Below are 17788 nucleotides of genomic sequence, written 5' to 3' on the forward strand. Positions count from 1 at the left end.
TTGTTTAATACTCAGGCTAAGTGGTATATAAATGATATCGGTTTATAGCATTTAATTTCCTTTATACCTTAATTTTACAGTCGGAGTTCGCAAACGTTTCTTGAATAATGTCGGCAAGTGGCACATATTCTTCTTTTGGATATTATCAAATTATTTCCGCGTGGAAAAGGAGTGATATATCATGAGGCAAATGTGTATTTACTGTTTTAAATGGGCTGACATAGATACGATGACACCAATTTTTGAACAAGGTAGAGAGTTCGTCAATTATTATTGTGAAGATTGTGTTAATGCTGTTATGGATAATTTGTTTAAGCTCCCATACAAACATGCATGCGAACCATCAAGAATCCACTAGCATCAAGATGTGCGATTTAATAGTTAAGCGAGTGTGCTGGAACAGCATAACGAAAGGCCATCTCAAACGAGAAGGGCTTTTTTGTTCGGGTTTTTATTGAAAGATGAATGGGGAGCATATGTAATCATTTCAAGTTGATCTCGTTGAATAGAATGATGTTTCGAAAGCATCCTCATCACCTCAAGTTTTAATAGATCTATTTTAAGACAAAAAAGACTGTAGGCAAAAGGAGTTCTATCCAAATTTTTAAACATAGTTGATTGGAGCGGGTGCGAGACTCCTGCGGGAATAGCGAGTCCATGGGAGACCCCACAGGCGCAAGTGCCTGAAGTGGAAATCAACGTCTAAATTTGTACAAGCAAAAAAACTGTAGACAAACTCGATTTTCATCGAGTTTGTCTACAGTCTGAGGACTCCCACAGTTTACTGAGGGGAGGCCTTTTCTTATCAAGTAATCCAGGGGTTTAACCCTAGTCATTTCAACCCACTTAAACAACATAATCATACCGAATATTATTAAGTGGTACTCATAAGGTAGTATATCGGATTGAGGAAAAATATGAATTCGGATTAGATATAAACAATAAAAACAGTTAAAGAAACTAAGCATTTAAGGGGAAGATTAACCTGTTAAAGGAATTCTATGTTTGTTATACTCTTGACGCTGATGTTAAGTGGGAGAAAATAAAAAAAGGATTGAGTAGTAAAAAAGAGGATGTTTTACAAGAGGTCTTAAAAAGGATGGAACACTGTGAGTATTTAATAGTGAAAAGTGAAAGTAAGCATCATATTATTCATACATCTTTAATACGTTATATACGTATTTTTGATAAGAAATAAGTAATCTCACTACTGATATCTTGGAATATAAGTTATGGTTGTATTCTCCTAACAGTCTATCTGGGAGGGGATTTTTCTATGGCGAAAAAAGGAAAACATTTTCATACATATACAGAGCGAGTATGGTTGGTTAACACTTTTGAAAGGAGTGTAAAGATGAATAAGGAATGGGATGATGGTTTTATTGAGGCATTAATGGTTTCCCTACAAGACGAAAGAGTCATTGAAAAGATACAAGCAATAGCAGAAGCGCGCTCGTATAGTCAATTGGGGGAGCATAAGGAGCTGCTGAAAGAAAAAGAAAATGAAATAGCAAAACTTCAACAAGAGCTTGCCTCGAAAAAAGCAGAAATTAGTGAGTACCAAATAATGATCCACCATCTGAATGAGAAAATGGAATCCTATTATAATGAATTGCAAAAGAGAAGAGCGGACTATCGGGAAGCAGAAGAACTTTACGAAGCTGTTCAACAATTATCCGAAACCACTAAAAGTTCCTTGAAAGGAATCTTCAAGGGTGGTTCCGTGCAGGAATTTATAGTCTGTGGCGTGCAATATGAAAACATTTCATCTTTGTGGGATTTTATCAAAAACGAGATTATGGAAGGACGGGAGCAGGAAAGAGAGACTTTGCTCGCCCTTTTTCTGTATTTCTTTCAAGAGTACAGTAAAACATACGATACCCCTTTATATAAAATACAGGAAGTAAAAATGAATGAGGTCTTCAGGGAGGACTTGTACATAAGGGCCCTCAATAGCAAAATATCCGGGAACATCATGGAAGTCCTGCTGCCAGGATATATAAGCATTAATGGTAAAACCATTAAAAAATCTGTTGTGAGAATCTAGCAGGCGAAAAAGTGAATGATAGTAAAGGAGAAATACAATGACATCGATTATTATCCCAGAGATTGAAGAAGGCATTGAAAAGATCCTTCTTGTGCAATGGTATAAACAGCCAGGCGATTATATTACGGTGGGCGAAAGCTTAGCCAAATTCAGCTGTGAGGGCATCGAATTTGACCTCTTTTCAGAAAAAGAAGGTACCCTTAAAGAATTGAACGTAGCGGAGGACACTATAGTCAAGATTGGTGACCTGATATGTTATTTGGATTCTGGTGATGCAATTTCTGAAGAATTATTAAAAGAAGTTGAAAAACAAGAAACGATGGAAGATGAAGAGCCGATTGAGAACGTAACAAGCTTAGCCGAAAAAAATAACATAGACAGTTCCATATACTTAATGAATAAGAACGAAGAGCAGGTTCTACTCTCAACTGATTCCCAAACCGTTCCGGTCTCTGCCATTTCAATGACTTATAAAGAAGTGAGATCGTTAATCAGCCATTTATATCAGAGTGCAGAAGAAACCTTCTTCAAGGATGAGGCGAGCTTCTTTCAAGACATTAAAAAAATGCTCCGTTCCAGATGGGTTTACATGAATAATGGGAATATTATATATGATCACAACATCGCAGCGGTATTTCCTTATAGAAAATACTATGAATTAATGGACGAGGATTTTGACTACAAAAAGCATCTGGACGTTTCCGGTTTTAAAGGTGATGTCATGACACGGGAAGAGGCTGCGAAAAGTTTCAATACAACCGATCACCCTGTATATAAGAGAATACTATCTTTAGACGATTACTCCGCGAATAAAAATCCTTCCATTTCAAGGATATTTGCCAATCAAACGGCTAACTCTTCTAAATCGATAGCGTTTAAATCCAACGGGTACGACATTCAAAGCTACGATGTAGTAAATCAAAAAAACAATTTGCTGGGAAAAGGATTTTTCGTTCCCGTCTTCCGTTTAAATGGGGAAAATGCTTTTGAAATCAATGACCGAAAGGCTCTCCATCTTTGGCTGGAAAACCGGTTAGTTCCAAGCGGATTAAGTGCAGAACGCCAGAAGGAGTATGATTATTTGCTGGAATTGTATCAATTAAAGGAATTAGATCATGAAAGTTTTCTTAAAGAATTGCCATCGATCGCTATCGATTCCAACACGTTTTATGAGAAGCTTTTAAACTCTGAAAAAGTAAGAGCTGATATTGATACATATGATGAAAAGATGTTAACAGATCCAAACCGGGGACATTGGGATTTATGGCCTGTCACCTCTGATGAAAAACCTTTAACGATAAAACTGAACGAAGAAATAATGGCCAGAAACCCTAAAATGGATATTAGGGAGGACGGCATAGTCGGCATTGATTTTGGAACGAAAAGTACAGTTGTCGTCCATCAAGAAGAAAGTGATGTTACTCTTCCCATGCGTATTGGGGTTGGCTACCTAAACACGGAAGTACAAGACTGGCATTATGAAAATCCAACCGTGATTGAATTTATTGATTTAGAACATTTCCTGGAGCTTTATCAAGAAAAAGAAGGAAGACCAGATACAAGGTGGCAGGATGTGACGGTTTCCCACAATGCTCTTAACAACTTGATGAATGGAAAGAGTGACCATTATTATTCCATATTGAATAATCTAAAGCAGTGGGCTGGAGAAAAGAATAACAAACTCCGATTAAAAGACAAGAGGGGATATGCCGTTGTACTGCGTTCCTTTTTGGACTTAACCGATCAGGAAATCAACCCAATCGAGTTATACGCCTACTACCTCGGTTTGTACATCAATAACCAGAACAATGGGATTTACCTCGATTACACCCTTTCTTTCCCGGTGACGTATGAAAAAGAGGTAAGGGAAAAAATTCTAACGTGTTTTGAACGCGGTTTAAAAAAGACACTTCCTATGCCGATTCTACAGGATGAAGAATTAATGAAAAAGTTTCGTGTCACTGCTGGGGCGAGTGAACCTGCTGCCTATGCCGTTTGTGCGTTACAGGAATACGGATTTGAACCGGAAGAGGATGAAAAAACGTACTACGGTGTGTTTGATTTTGGTGGAGGAACGACAGATTTTGATTTTGGGATTTGGCGTGAAGCGGGCTTGAAAGAAAGCAGATATGATTATGTCATTGAACATTTTGCAGCGGGCGGGGACCGGTATTTAGGCGGTGAGAACATGCTGGAGCTTTTGGCGTTCCAAGTGTTTAAAAACAACCAAAGAACAATGCGTGAGTTAAACATTCCTTTTACCCTCCCAGCGGAATGTGTGAAATTTCCCGGAAGTGAAACATTGATTAATGAGTCACAAGAATCCTATTTAAATACGAAACAATTGGTGGAAAAATTAAGGCCGCTTTGGGAAAGACATGAACGGTATGAAGAACAGTTTGGAAAAGGCATGATCCGGGCAGATTTATTTGACAAAGCCGGCCGCGCAAAACTCAATGTGGAACTATTGATCGATCAAGATGAAATGGAACAGTTGATTGAGGAAAGAATCGACAAAGGCATTAAAAATTTCTTTGAGTCTCTACGGCGCGCTTTTGCCCGGTCAGAACACAGCAAAATTAATAAAGTGAATATACTGCTTGCGGGTAATTCAAGTAAATCCCCGGTCGTCATGAATCTATTTAATAAATGGATTGAAAGGGAAGTGCAGAACACTCAAAACTGGGGAGAAGTGTCTAGTGCCCTTTTTGAGATTCTCCCGCCACTGGGGACAGAAGGCGCTTATTTAAAGCAAGAAGAGAGAAACAGAGTGGTTAACCGGGATATAATAACAGCCCCTACAGGAAAAACAGGCGTTGCCTTTGGGCTTGTACAAAGCAGAAAAGGCGGAAGTATAAAAGTTATTGACCGCGATATGGTGGATGGGGAATCAAAGTTCAAGTATTTTCTTGGCATCGGGAGAAAAGGGAAATTAAAAACAATGATTGATCAAGAAGAAGAGTATAACAAATGGCATCTTTTCATTGATGCATCAGAAGAAGATTTTGAAATTTATTACACAAGCCTGCCGGAAGCTAGTACCAACCAGCTTGATATTAAGCAGGCACAGAGGAAAAAGCTTCGAATTGAGCATGTAGATGATTCAGCTTTTGTTTATATTCGGACCATAAGCCCGACTGTCATTGAATATGTTGTTGCAGATGAAGGCTCGATTATAAGTGGGAATTATTTAAGTGAAATTACTAAAGTGGAATTAAGCTGATCTTTCGATGGAAAAATTTTTGAAAAGGTCTCTCACAGTATTCTGTGGGAGTCCTTTTCATGCTCATCGTTATTCACAGCTAGTGTTCAACCTGTGGATTCACTTCTTTGATCCATCTGATGCTCCATAATCATTAATAGTTAGTTTTACATCGTAGTTGATCGGAGTTTCACTAAATGTTTGGTCCCAATCCTTTTTGACCTTCTTCCATACTTTTGGGTGCTCAATTCTCAATCGATTTCCGAAGCCAGCAACGTCCACTTGGTATTCTTTTTGCATTTTTTCTACTACATTTCTCACCAAGCGTTTCACTTCTTTTTCAGAGGATTTTTCTGCTTTTTTTAGAAATTCATTTTTAAAAGTATCTCCTGAAACTACCCAGTTTTCAGACAGTCTACCCACTGATTCAATGTTTACATCAAAAGAGATGTTGTCTCCTTTAACTCGAGGTACGATACTGCTTTTCATGGATTCTATCTCATACACAATCAGCTGACCGGTTTCTTTATCAAAGCTTTTCACTACACCGCCTTTCCCCTTACCTGTTATCCATGTTACGCCCTCCAGTTCTTCCTCATTCAAAAAACCAGTCATTTTGTGTGTCTTTCCATCGATCACGGCAGCACCCGCAAATTTGACTTGCCCATCTGCTGATAGAACTTTTTGGATTAGAAAACTAGATCCTGATTTGATCTTGCTTTCTACTTTAATATGCGACATGGGAGGTAAAATCCTCGTTGTTCGATAGGCATTTTCTACAATGCCAGCCAGACGAAACGCTGGAATTTCTCCATCTTTCTTTGTTTCCAGTGTGTTGCTTGCTCTTCCTTTACTGATGAGCACAAGACAGCTTGGTCTAACCTCACTTTCTCGAAAATTTTGATTAAGTAATTGTTCCAACTTATACGATTTTGCAAGATCTTCACCTATAACAACCACTTTCATATGGTGAGCGGTTACGGGTTGTTCACTTCTCAATGATAATTCACGAACCATTTGGTGGAAGGAATCACCAGTTTCGGAAACGTTAAGATAAGATTTTTGTTCTGGTCCTGCTTGTTTCGTTGTTGAACTTGCTACTTGTGGAGTGATAAATTGATAGGTTGCAGTAATCCGGTCCTTTTTTGAATAACCACCCCCTTGTTCGTTTAATTTTTTCTCGATGGAGGACGGCTTGGCTTTATCGAATGCCAAACCTATACCTAGACTTTGCTCTTCGATTTCATGACTGCTCCAACATCCTGTAAGGGATAAGAACAAAAGAACGGAGAGGGAAATGAAGAGGGGGCGTATATTGTTATGTGATTGTTTCATATTTTCCTCCCTTTATTCTTGAGATAATAAGCAGAAGAAGCGGAAGTAAACCAAATAAAAACAGTGCGATATTGCCGACGAAATCTCCTTGTTTAAATAGGTCATTCATATTTTTCGGAATCATGGCAATGATGTATAGAATCGGAAGCAAGCCAAACATAAATGGGTGAATGCTCTTTTTCGTAAGTTGAGCCAGCCCTAAAGCAGCTGCAAAGTATGTGATGGTAAATGTAGCAAATATTTGCATGATCCAAACCACGAGCAAAAAAGATTCAAACCGTTCAAAGATCAAACCGGAGATTTCAAAACTGCGTATCAGATCCAGAGTCGGCCATGTTCTCGTGACCACTCCATCAACAGATAATGCCCCGATAACCATTACGACCGTTATTACATAAAAAATCAATGGAATGGAAACTCCAACAAGCAGGGCTTTTACTGCTTTTTTTGGCTGATTCATAAACGGAATAAGCAGTAACATGATTTCAGGCCCTGAAAAAGCGAGAGCCGTTGTTTTTACCCCTTTTAGTACAGGAGTGATTCCTTCTCCTAATACCGGACGCAGATTATCAATCTCAAATATTTTGATGCTCATAAAGGTAACTACCAAAAAAAGGATAACTGTCAAAGGTAATATAATTTCAAATAGACGGGCTATCGGGTTAATGCCACCGATGATGAGATAAAGACCTACCCATATGAAAATCATAATAATTGCCCATGTAGGGGTACCCTCCAGAAGTAAATACCTTACAACTTCAGCCATTGAACGGAGCTGAAATCCGGAAGTCATAAGAAAATAACATATAATAACTAAACTAAGAAAACTCCCCACCCATTTTCCTACAATTTCATTGATGTATTGATAAACGGTTTTTTCGGGAAACTGTTGGCTTAATTTGACCATGATCACCCCCGCGATAATGGCAATAACCCCGCCTAAAATAACGGTAATCCATACATCTGGTGTATGTACCTTCTCCGTCGATGATCTGGGTAGGGTGAGTAATCCTGTACCGAGTATAAAGTTGATGATAATGACAGCTGTTTGAGGAGTCGTGATTCGGTCTTTCGGATTGAGAATCATTCTTTAACCACCCTTTCACCGATAGGTTATCCTTTACGTATGGGATTTTTTGTATGCATCATCTTTGGACGGCGCTTCATCATCATAAGCGGCATGCGAACCATCAGGTCTTTCCATTCACTTAAGCGATAAGGAACGGCTGGACTCATATAAGGTACACCAAAGCTTTTTAATTTCACTAAATGGCTGGTCATTAAAAGAAAAAAGAGAATGACCCCGTATAATCCAAATGTGGCAGCACAAATCATAGCTGGAAAACGCAGAATCCGTAATGTAATCCCAATACTATAGTGCGGAATGGAGAATGATGATATAGCAGTTAACGCTACTACAATCACCAAAACAGGGCTAACGATCCCTGCCTGTACAGCAGCTTCCCCAATGATTAAACCGCCGACGATACCCATTGCCGGACCAATTGGCTTAGGCAATCGCAGTCCTGCTTCCCTCAGAATTTCGATGGATATTTCCATGAATAATGCTTCGATAAGTGCCGGAAACGGAACACCGGATCTGGTTCCTATAATGGAGATGGCCAGTTTGGTCGGAATCAACCCTGAATGAAATGAGATGAAAGCTATATATAAAGACGGTGTAAAAAGAGCCAAAACAACTGTGAGATAACGGAGTAAACGTATGAATGTGCCAGGAATCCATCTTTCATAATAATCTTCTGGTGATTGTAACATCATGCTTAATGTAACTGGAACGATCAAAGCGAATGGCGTCCCATCCAATAAGATGGCCACCCGGCCTTCCATCAAAGCAGCAATCACGCGATCAGGACGCTCTGTATTCTGTACCTGAGGAAAAGGACTAAGGTAATTATCCTCGATGAGTTGCTCTACATAACCTGATTCCGGCACATTATCAATATCAATTTTCTTAATTCGATTTTCTACCTCTTGAACTAATTCGGGATCAACAATATCTTTAATGTAAGCGACAACTAAGTCTTTTCTTGACTGCTTACCTACTTGGAATTGTACTAACGATAAATTTTCAATTTCACCACTACTTCTTAAAAAAGACGTATTATCAACTAAAGATTCAGTGAAACCGATCCGTGGACCTCTGACTAATGCCTCTGATACCGGCTCTTCAACAGTCCTTGTTTTTATTTTTGTTGTACCAAGGATTAGGGCATCCACTAATCCATCAATTAAAAGCGCGGTAGAACCTGTTAATACTTTTGATGCTAACTCTTTAATGGAACCAACTTCTTCTACCTCACTGATAGATAACACTTCATTTTTTATGAATTCTTTTGAAATGCTTCCTTTGATGTAAGGAAGGTCTTGTTTATATTCTGCTGAAAAGTCAACCATCAATGATGTCATGATATGTTTATCAATGATGTCTTTATCTGATAATCCATCCGCATAAATGATAATTGACCGAATACCGGTACGGCCGATATTAAATTCTCGAAAATGAACATCCCAATTATGTCCAATTTCTTGCTTAACCATTTCTAGATTTAAATTAAAATTATCTGTAAACTGATCAGTTGAATCTTGGGAGGTATTTGCTTCTTGTTTGTCTTTATCGGTACCTTTTCCTTTTTTACCGATCTTTGATATCCACTCTTTCATTTTCATCACTCATCCTTTGAGTTGCGAAGCCGATTAAACAATTTGGAGATTAAATACGGAATAACAAACACAATAAAAGCTTGTATAAAAACCTGCCATTCTGGAAGGTAGGAAACAATAGTTTTCCACATTTTCATCACCCTATACTTGTTTCAAGTAGCCGCTAAAATTCCTTTAATTCTCAAATAGTATTAATATCTTCTACGTTTCTTATGCAATGAAGTTAAAAGCAATTAGCCGTATTTACATACTTTATACTTGAGTATGTACTATGTGGAAAAATTGATTTTGAATATAATTGAGGAGAAGGAAGAGGCCAAATCGATGTCTGGGACTTACCCGAATGACTCATTGATTATAGTAGTGAGCTTTAATGAACATAGGCTTTACTTCTTAGAACGGGGGATGACTTAAGCTCAAGATTTGAAATATAATTTTAAAAATATCAAGATCAAATTGAAATGATGTTCGAAATAACATATACTGAAAATTGAGAATTATTTGTAAAAATCACCCGATTTTGGGAAATTTCTGAATTAATCAACTTGAAATAAGAGTTAAATCACAACCCGGAACATATTATCAAATTGTAAAGCCTGGTGTAAAAAGAACGGAATGAATATTATCTTTCGGTTAAGTTGTTCTTTATTTTTAAAAGTGATTTCAAAGGAGTGGAAAATGATGAATATATGGACAAGCTGCACACTGAGTTCAATTCTGGCACTTTCCTTATTAGCACCTTCCGTGTCTTTTGCTAATGAAAACTCAAATCATGAAGCCGCTGTGAGTAAGGAGACTGTCAGTCAGTATCCAATATTAAAGAAAGTAAATAAACCGGATGAAGCGGGATTTTCGTCTGAGAAGCTGGAAAAAGTGGATCAGCTCATTGAAATGGAAGTGACAGCCGGTTTCCCAGGTGCTGCCTTGATTGTCATAAAGGACGGAAAGATCGTTAAAAATGAAAGCTACGGGTACAAACAGAAGTTTAATGAACATACACCTCTTAAGAAGTTTCAAAAAATGGGAAATGACACGTTATTTGACCTTGCTTCAAACACGAAGATGTATGCAACCAATTTTGCCATTCAGAAATTAGTCAGCGAAGGCAAGCTGAATATCCAGGCAAGAGTGCAGCAATACATTCCTGAATTCAAAGACACGGAGGAGGATGTGATCAAAGGGAAGGACAATCTGAGGGTTATTGATGTTCTACATCATACTGCAGGGTTTAGACCCGATCCGCAATACCATAATCCAAAGGTTTCGAAAGAACTTTATTCCCAGGAGCGGGATAAAACCATCGAGTTCATTTCCAAGACACCGCTCACATATGTACCTGGAACACAGAATGTCTACAGTGATGTGGATTATATGCTGCTTGGTGCCATTGTTGAAGAAATAACGGGTCAGCAGCTTGATGTCTATGTTGAAAATGAATTGTACAAGCCGCTTGGGTTGAAAAACACTAAGTTCAATCCTCTGCGAAAGGGCTTTAAGCCAAGGGATTTTGCCGCAACCGAATTGCTTGGCAACACCCGGGATGGCGTGATAGATTTCCCTAACATTCGTTCATACACACTTCAAGGGGAAGTGCATGATGAAAAAGCCTTTTATTCGATGGGGGGCGTTTCAGGGCATGCCGGCCTTTTCTCCAATACGAAAGATATGGCCGTCCTTCTGCAGGTGATGCTGAATGGCGGGGGATACGGTAAACATACGTTGTTTGATCAAGAAACAATCGATGAATTCGTCGCACCTTCCGAGATGAATCCTACATATGGTCTTGGTTGGAGACGAAATGGCGATGCTAGCATGGAGTGGATGTTCAGTCCTCTCGCAAGCGACAGTGCCTATGGTCATACTGGATGGACCGGGACGGTCACGATCATTGATCCGGAAATAGATTTAGGGATCGTTTTACTAACTAATAAAAAGCACTCTCCGCTCGTCAATCCTGTAGCCAATTCCAATCAGTTTTTTGGCGACCTCTTCAAAACAGGAAGCTATGGAAGTGTTGTAACTGCGATTTATGAAGCATTGGAAACGAATGAATAAACGGATATACGGATATCTCCATAAAGTTTAAGACCTCCCATTAATGTCGGGAGGCCTTTTTTCTTGTTCTATCAGAATGTCTGGAAGCTTTATTCCATACAGTTTGGGCAAGGATCAGGTTTTTATATGCTCCGTCTTGATGGAGCAAATTATCATGGGCACCTTGTTCGATGATTTCCCTATTTTGTACAACGATGATGCGATCGGCATGTTTAATTGTCACTAATTCTTGGAACCGAACAATTTCATGAAGGCATTAATCAAGTTATCCGGGACGATCTGGGGGACGAATTGGACCTTTGTATGGGCGTTATTGCCATGGTTGTTCGACTGCTTTCGGGAGTGATGAATTATCCCCCTAAAAGAACTATTTTAAAAAATATATTGACCGAACAGCCTGTATCCGCTTACAATAATATTTAGTTATTAGTGTATTTAGAAAATTGTAAAAGAGGTACCTGCATGACAAAGGAATTCGACAGAAGAATTGGGCGCCATGCAATCATGTACGCATTTGCGGACGAAGAGGAAGAAGTCATATTGACGAATGAACTTAAGCGGATGGATTGGCTTTATGGAAAAGGTAAAGTCGGTTCAATGGAGCTGCAGAAAATAGTTGCGGCCATTGAGACATCTGCGAAAAGACTTGGATTGGTCAATCCCGATATGTATCGTGATATGCATGCGCTGTATCATGCGATCATCGAAGCACTCCAAGGAGTGACACGCGGGCAAGTTGAGCTTGGCGGTCTTTTGAGGACTGCGGGCCTTCGGTTTGCAATCGTTCGGGGCAGGCCGTTTAAAAACGGGGCCGAAGGTGAATGGATTGCTGTCGCCGTGTATGGAACGATTGGAGCACCGGTTCGGGGATTTGAACATGAAGCCGTCGGTTTGGGAATTAACCACATTTAAATAATTAAAAGCCTATAGTTATTTAGTGAAATAGGGGGCTGTATTGATAGACTGGATAAGTCTGTCAATATGGCCTCCTTTTGTTTGTTTAAAAAAAGAATAGGGGTGCAGGAAATGATTATGTTAACGGGCCAAACTTTAACGATTGAAGAAGCGAAAAAAGTATTGTATGGAGAAGCATTTGTCTCTGCTTCAGCCGAGAGTGTAAAGAAAGTGGAAAAAAGCCGCGAAGCGGTTGAAAATATCGTGAAACAAAAGAAAGTCGTCTATGGAATCACAACAGGTTTTGGAAAGTTCAGCGATGTTTTGATTGATGCAGAGGACGCTGAGCAGCTACAGTGGAATTTGATTCATTCCCATGCGTGCGGAGTCGGGGAACCATTTCCAGAGGTGGTTTCGAGAGCTATGGTCCTTCTCCGGGCCAACGCGCTATTAAAAGGGTTCTCCGGCGTCCGTCCTATCGTCATTGAACGTTTGATCGATCTTTTGAATGCACATATCCACCCGGTCATCCCTCAGCAAGGTTCTCTTGGGGCAAGCGGGGACTTGGCGCCGCTTTCGCATTTGGCGCTAGTATTGATGGGAGAAGGGGAAGTGTTTTATAAAGGAGAGCGAATGGAGGCCATCGCAGCTTTATCGAAAGAAGGCATTCTTCCAGTGACACTTAAAGCAAAAGAAGGTCTTGCATTAATTAACGGAACACAGGCCATGACGGGGATGGGCCTCGTAAATTACATTGAAGCCGAACAGCTGGCCCATCAAACTGAAGCGATTGCTTCACTGACTTTAGAGGGATTACGCGGCATTGAAGATGCCTTTGATCCGGATGTTCATCTAGCACGCGGTTACCGTCAGCAAACAGAGGTCGCTGAACGGATTAGCCGCATGATCAGCGGCAGCCAGCTCATCACCAAGCAAGGAGAACTGCGGGTTCAGGATGCTTATTCCCTTCGCTGCATCCCGCAAGTGCATGGGGCATCTTGGCAAACTCTTGATTATGTAAAAGAAAAATTGGAAATTGAAATGAATGCAGCGACGGATAATCCGCTTATTTTTGACGATGGGGAAAAGGTTATTTCAGGAGGGAACTTCCATGGACAGCCGATTGCATTTGCGATGGACTTCATGAAAATCGCTGTTGCCGAGCTTGCGAATATTTCAGAGCGCCGGATTGAGCGACTCGTCAATCCTCAGCTGAATGATTTACCGCCATTCTTGAGTCCGTCACCTGGCTTGCAGTCTGGAGCGATGATCATGCAATATTGTGCAGCTTCCCTAGTCTCTGAGAATAAAACACTCGCACATCCTGCAAGTGTTGATTCCATTCCATCTTCAGCGAACCAGGAAGACCATGTAAGTATGGGAACGATTGGGTCACGGCACGCACATCAAATCATCCAAAACGTTCGCCGTGTTTTGGCGATTGAGCTCATTTGTGCCTTACAAGCGGTTGAATACCGTGGAATAGAGAAGATGGCCCCGTTTACAAAAGAGTTTTATACGGAAGCAAGAAAGCTCATTCCAAGCATTACACAAGATCGTATCTTTTCAAAGGATATTGAAGCAACGGCAAGCTGGTTACTGCAAATTGACTGGAATTCATTTATTCATAGGAGTTTACCTACAACATAATATGAAGCTCGGAATATCCGAATGAACGCTAGGCTTATAGCCCTTTGACTTGGGCTTTAAGCCTAACACCCTTATGTAAATGCTACAAAGATCCCAGAAATCCAAAAAAGGTCTAAGCATTAGAGAAAATGACCTTGAAATAGTAATAAATGCAGGAAATGACTATTGATGGAATGATCGACTTTACCTATTCGTGCTAGATTAAACATGCATTTTTGGAGGGGAATCTAATTTGGAAAATCGGCAATTGCAACCACCTGTCATAAATGAAAAAAACCAGCCGTCAAATACTTTACAAAGGAAGCTAAAAGCACGCCACCTTACGATGATTTCGCTGGGCGGTGCAATTGGAACAGGGCTGTTTCTCGGAAGCGGGCCAGCCATTCACTCTGCGGGGCCTGGCGGTGCTTTGGTCGCTTACACCGTAATTGGCATAATGGTTTATTTTATTATGACAAGCCTTGGAGAACTGGCGTCATTTATGCCGGTCAGCGGCGCTTTCAGTACCTATGCTTCGCGTTTCATCGACCCAGCATTAGGGTTTGCGCTTGGTTGGAACTATTGGTTCACTTGGGCAATGACTCTTGCTGCGGAACTATCTGCCGCAACGATGGTTATGAAGTTTTGGTTTCCTGACAGCTCGTCTTTTTTATGGAGTTCATTGTTTTTAGTTTTGATATTCTTATTGAATTACGTATCCGTTAAAGGGTATGGCGAAGGGGAGTATTGGTTCTCCCTCATCAAAGTGGCGACCATCATCATTTTCATAGTTGTCGGAATATTGATGATATTCGGGATCATGAACGGAGAGGCGATTGGTTTTAAAAACTTCACAGTTGGTGACGCTCCGTTTGCCGGTGGTTTTTTGGCAACATTGGGTATTTTCATTGCTGCTGGATTTTCTTTTCAAGGTACAGAAATAGTCGGTGTTGCAGCCGGTGAAAGTGAAGACCCGGCAAAAAATGTACCACGTGCAGTTCGCAGTATTTTTTGGAGAATCTTCCTCTTTTATATCCTGGCCATATTGGTTATCGGATTGATCGTTCCTTATACGAATGGCAGTCTACAGGGACACACGATCATGGTTAGTCCATTTACGATGGTGTTTGAAAAAGTGGGACTGGCATTCGCTGCTTCCGTGATGAATGCCATCATTTTGACAGCCGTATTATCTGCAGGTAATTCGAGTCTTTACGTGACTAGCCGAATGTTATACTCCATGGCAAAAGAAGGGCTGGCACCGCGTATTTTTGGCAAACTTAACAAACGCGGCATTCCCATTTGGGGATTGGTTGTCACTTCACTTGTAGGGATGTTGGCCTTTTTTGCTTCCATTTTCGGTGATGGAGTCATTTATATTTGGCTTATGAATGCGGTTGGAGTCACTGGATTTATATTTTGGCTCGGTATAGCGGCAAGCCATTACCGCTTTAGAAAAGCTTATATTGCTCAAGGGTATTCACTGGACGATCTCCCCTATAAATCCAAATGGTTTCCTTTCGGCCCGATATTTTCCTTTGCTCTTTGTTTCTTCGTATTATTGGCGCAAAACTATCAAGCCTTTATTGGCGATGACATTAACTGGGCCAGTGTGTTCGCTTCCTATCTTGGCATCCCATTCTTCCTGGTGATGTGGCTTGGTTATAAGTTCATAAAGAAAACGAAAGTAACTCCGCTAGAGGAATGCCAAATTGATTTTGATGAACATAGGAATGCTAAATAGTTTGTATCGATAATATGCATGAACCTTGAAATGAAATGGTTGTTTCAAGGTTTTTCTCTGTATATATGACACATTTCCTTATATGGCTGCATAAAACATAACCATTAAAAAAAGATGTGTGAAAACCCAATCTTGCCATGTGATTTTTAAGCGGAAAATCACCTTTCCTACTTTTTGGATGATTTTAGAATTAAAAAAACTGAAAAAAAATTGTGGCCGATGTTGGGAGTTTATGATTATAGGAAGCCGAAGTGTTGGTATATCAAGGTTTTTGGTGTCTTCCGTAACCTTTAGAATCGATGGCGTAAATGGGCTTTTTAGGCAAGAATTCCGTCCCGCATCATTTGAACTTATATTCATTCTTTGTTAAGGTAATGAGGTACTTTAGGGAAACAGGTTCATTCCAAGTGTTGGGACTGAACAAAACCCTAAAATAAAAAACCATAATATTTCAGTTGGTATATGCTGTGTGCCTGTTAGTTTCCTCAGTTGTATTGCACCTCTTTTCCCTGCAAAGCTTTAAAATAGACTATTGGGAATCCCATAATCATATTTCTATGCGTTTTGGTGTTATACTGCACTGCAAGTATCATTCCACCTGGTAAAGGAAATGAAGTACTTTAGAGGGTAGTCGTAAGTCCATCATCAGGACAAAACTCTAAGTGGAAATCGTTTATATTACAGTTGGTATATGTTGTGCCTGCTAGTTTCCTCAGTTGTGATTGCACCTCTTTTTTTCTACTTGAAATGCTCAATTTATCACACAAAATATAATCCAAGTAAAGAATTGCTTCTTGGAAATAATAAATATAGATTATTTTTCTATACACGTACACCCTGTGCCACTAAATAAGTGTCACTTCCGCTTTTTTGAAGGGGTAGAATTTCGGTTATTTCAAGATACTTGTGCATTAATAATCATCACTCGCATAAAACGGGGGAATTCAGCAAAACTGAATATCATATGGGCAACTATTAGAATGAGGTGACTTGATGAAGCCGTATGTAGAAGTCAGAAATGTCTCGAAAATTTTTGGCAAATCTCCAAAAGCAGCAACAGACTTATTGAAGCAAGGCAAATCGAAAAAGGAAATCTTAAAAGAAACGGGACAAACGGTCGGAGTGAATAATGTTAATTTCGAGATTTATCCTGGCGAGATTTTTGTCATCATGGGCCTATCCGGAAGCGGGAAATCAACTTTGATCCGCATGTTCAATCGTTTGATCGATCCCACTTTGGGTGAAATCTTAATTGATGACGAAGATATCGTGAAGATGAACGCTGCCCGGTTAAGGGAAGTCAGACAAAAGAAAATAAGCATGGTATTTCAGAACTTTGCTTTATTCCCGCATAAAACGATATTGGAAAACGCTGAATTTGGGCTCGAAATTCAAAAAGTAGATCCAGCAAAACGTCATGAAAATGCGATGAAGGCTCTTGAGGCCGTTGGATTGAAAGGCTACGAAAATCAGCTGCCATCACAGCTTAGCGGCGGTATGCAGCAGAGGGTTGGGTTAGCCCGGGCACTCGCCAGTGATACGGATATCCTGCTGATGGATGAAGCCTTCAGTGCCCTTGATCCATTGATTCGTAAGGATATGCAGGATGAACTGATTCAAATCCAAGATCAGTACAAAAAAACGATCATTTTCATTACCCATGATCTTGATGAAGCATTAAGAATCGGGGATAGAATTGCCCTTATGAAAGATGGAAGCGTCATTCAATTGGGTACCCCTGAACAAATCATGATGAATCCAGCCAATGAATTCGTCGAGAAGTTTGTGGAAGATGTTGATCTGTCAAAAGTATTGACAGCGTCTCATGTGATGATACGCCCAGAGAAGATTGCGGTGGACAGAGGCCCGAGGGTTGCCTTGGAAATCATGCGCAAACAAGGGTATTCCAGCATTTTCGTTGTGGATAGGAAGCAGAAGTTATTGGGGGCCGTGACTGCTGAACAGGCACGTCAGGCAATGAGCAATGATCAATCGATTTCTGAAGTGATGACAACTGATATCCCAACTGTAAAAGAGGATGAATTACTTGGAAACCTCATGGATGTGATGGCGACTTCAAGCTTGCCGATCTCGGTCATCGATGATCAGAACAGAATTAAAGGAATTCTTCTTCGCGGTGCCGTCATCGGTGCTTTGGCCGGAAATAAAGATTCCTTGAATGAAATGGAGAGTGAATAAT

The 17788-nt window shown here is 40.1% G+C and carries 11 protein-coding genes; 7 read left to right on the forward strand and 4 right to left on the reverse strand.

Annotation, left to right across the window (positions count from 1 at the left end):
• Positions 1–1354 precede the first annotated feature (1354 nt).
• Complete coding sequence (locus AC0VX1_RS01935) at positions 1355–2047, forward strand: coiled-coil domain-containing protein (protein WP_413010938.1); 693 nt, start codon at positions 1355–1357, stop codon at positions 2045–2047.
• 37 nt (positions 2048–2084) lie between these two features.
• Positions 2085–5270 carry a biotin/lipoyl-containing protein gene (locus AC0VX1_RS01940; RefSeq protein ID WP_475469684.1) on the forward strand — a complete coding sequence of 1062 codons (3186 nt, stop codon included), beginning with the start codon at positions 2085–2087 and terminating at the stop codon, positions 5268–5270.
• A 99-nt stretch (positions 5271–5369) separates the two neighbouring features.
• Here AC0VX1_RS01940 and AC0VX1_RS01945 read toward each other — a convergent pair whose 3' ends face one another.
• From AC0VX1_RS01945 to AC0VX1_RS01955, 3 genes are read right to left on the reverse strand one after another with little or no spacing between them, the layout of a single operon-like run.
• Positions 5370–6584, reverse strand: coding sequence for a Ger(x)C family spore germination protein (locus AC0VX1_RS01945; RefSeq protein WP_475469685.1), 1215 nt, complete (start codon positions 6582–6584; stop codon positions 5370–5372).
• Positions 6568–7671 carry a spore germination protein gene (locus AC0VX1_RS01950; protein ID WP_475469686.1) on the reverse strand — a complete coding sequence of 368 codons (1104 nt, stop codon included), beginning with the start codon at positions 7669–7671 and terminating at the stop codon, positions 6568–6570. Before AC0VX1_RS01950 ends, AC0VX1_RS01945 begins: the two co-directional genes overlap by 17 nt.
• A gap of 26 nt (positions 7672–7697) precedes the next feature.
• Entirely contained in the window at positions 7698–9272 is a 1575-nt protein-coding gene (locus AC0VX1_RS01955) for a spore germination protein (protein WP_336058552.1), read from the reverse strand.
• A 675-nt stretch (positions 9273–9947) separates the two neighbouring features.
• Between AC0VX1_RS01955 and pbp4b the strand changes: the two genes are divergently transcribed.
• On the forward strand, positions 9948–11321 hold the full coding sequence (gene pbp4b, locus AC0VX1_RS01960) for a penicillin binding protein PBP4B (RefSeq protein ID WP_475471683.1): 1374 nt from the start codon (positions 9948–9950) through the stop codon (positions 11319–11321).
• A gap of 40 nt (positions 11322–11361) precedes the next feature.
• Here the strand turns inward: pbp4b and AC0VX1_RS01965 are convergent, their stop codons facing one another.
• Positions 11362–11544: a hypothetical protein gene (locus tag AC0VX1_RS01965; protein WP_475469687.1), complete on the reverse strand. Its 183-nt coding sequence runs from the start codon at positions 11542–11544 to the stop codon at positions 11362–11364.
• A gap of 239 nt (positions 11545–11783) precedes the next feature.
• Between AC0VX1_RS01965 and hutP the strand changes: the two genes are divergently transcribed.
• From hutP to AC0VX1_RS01985, 4 genes are all read left to right on the forward strand, one after another.
• Entirely contained in the window at positions 11784–12233 is a 450-nt protein-coding gene (gene hutP, locus AC0VX1_RS01970; RefSeq protein WP_413010952.1) for a hut operon transcriptional regulator HutP, read from the forward strand.
• A 114-nt stretch (positions 12234–12347) separates the two neighbouring features.
• On the forward strand, positions 12348–13865 hold the full coding sequence (hutH, locus tag AC0VX1_RS01975; protein WP_034306584.1) for a histidine ammonia-lyase: 1518 nt from the start codon (positions 12348–12350) through the stop codon (positions 13863–13865).
• Positions 13866–14190: 325 nt separating this feature from the next.
• Entirely contained in the window at positions 14191–15588 is a 1398-nt protein-coding gene (locus tag AC0VX1_RS01980) for an amino acid permease (protein WP_475471684.1), read from the forward strand.
• Positions 15589–16581: 993 nt separating this feature from the next.
• The gene (locus AC0VX1_RS01985; protein ID WP_098185611.1) at positions 16582–17787 is read left to right on the forward strand and encodes a quaternary amine ABC transporter ATP-binding protein; all 1206 of its coding nucleotides are present in this window, start codon (positions 16582–16584) and stop codon (positions 17785–17787) included.
• The last annotated feature ends 1 nt before the right edge of the window (position 17788 follow it).

The sequence above is a fragment of the Peribacillus sp. QJM3NY_7 genome, assembly GCF_056173225.1.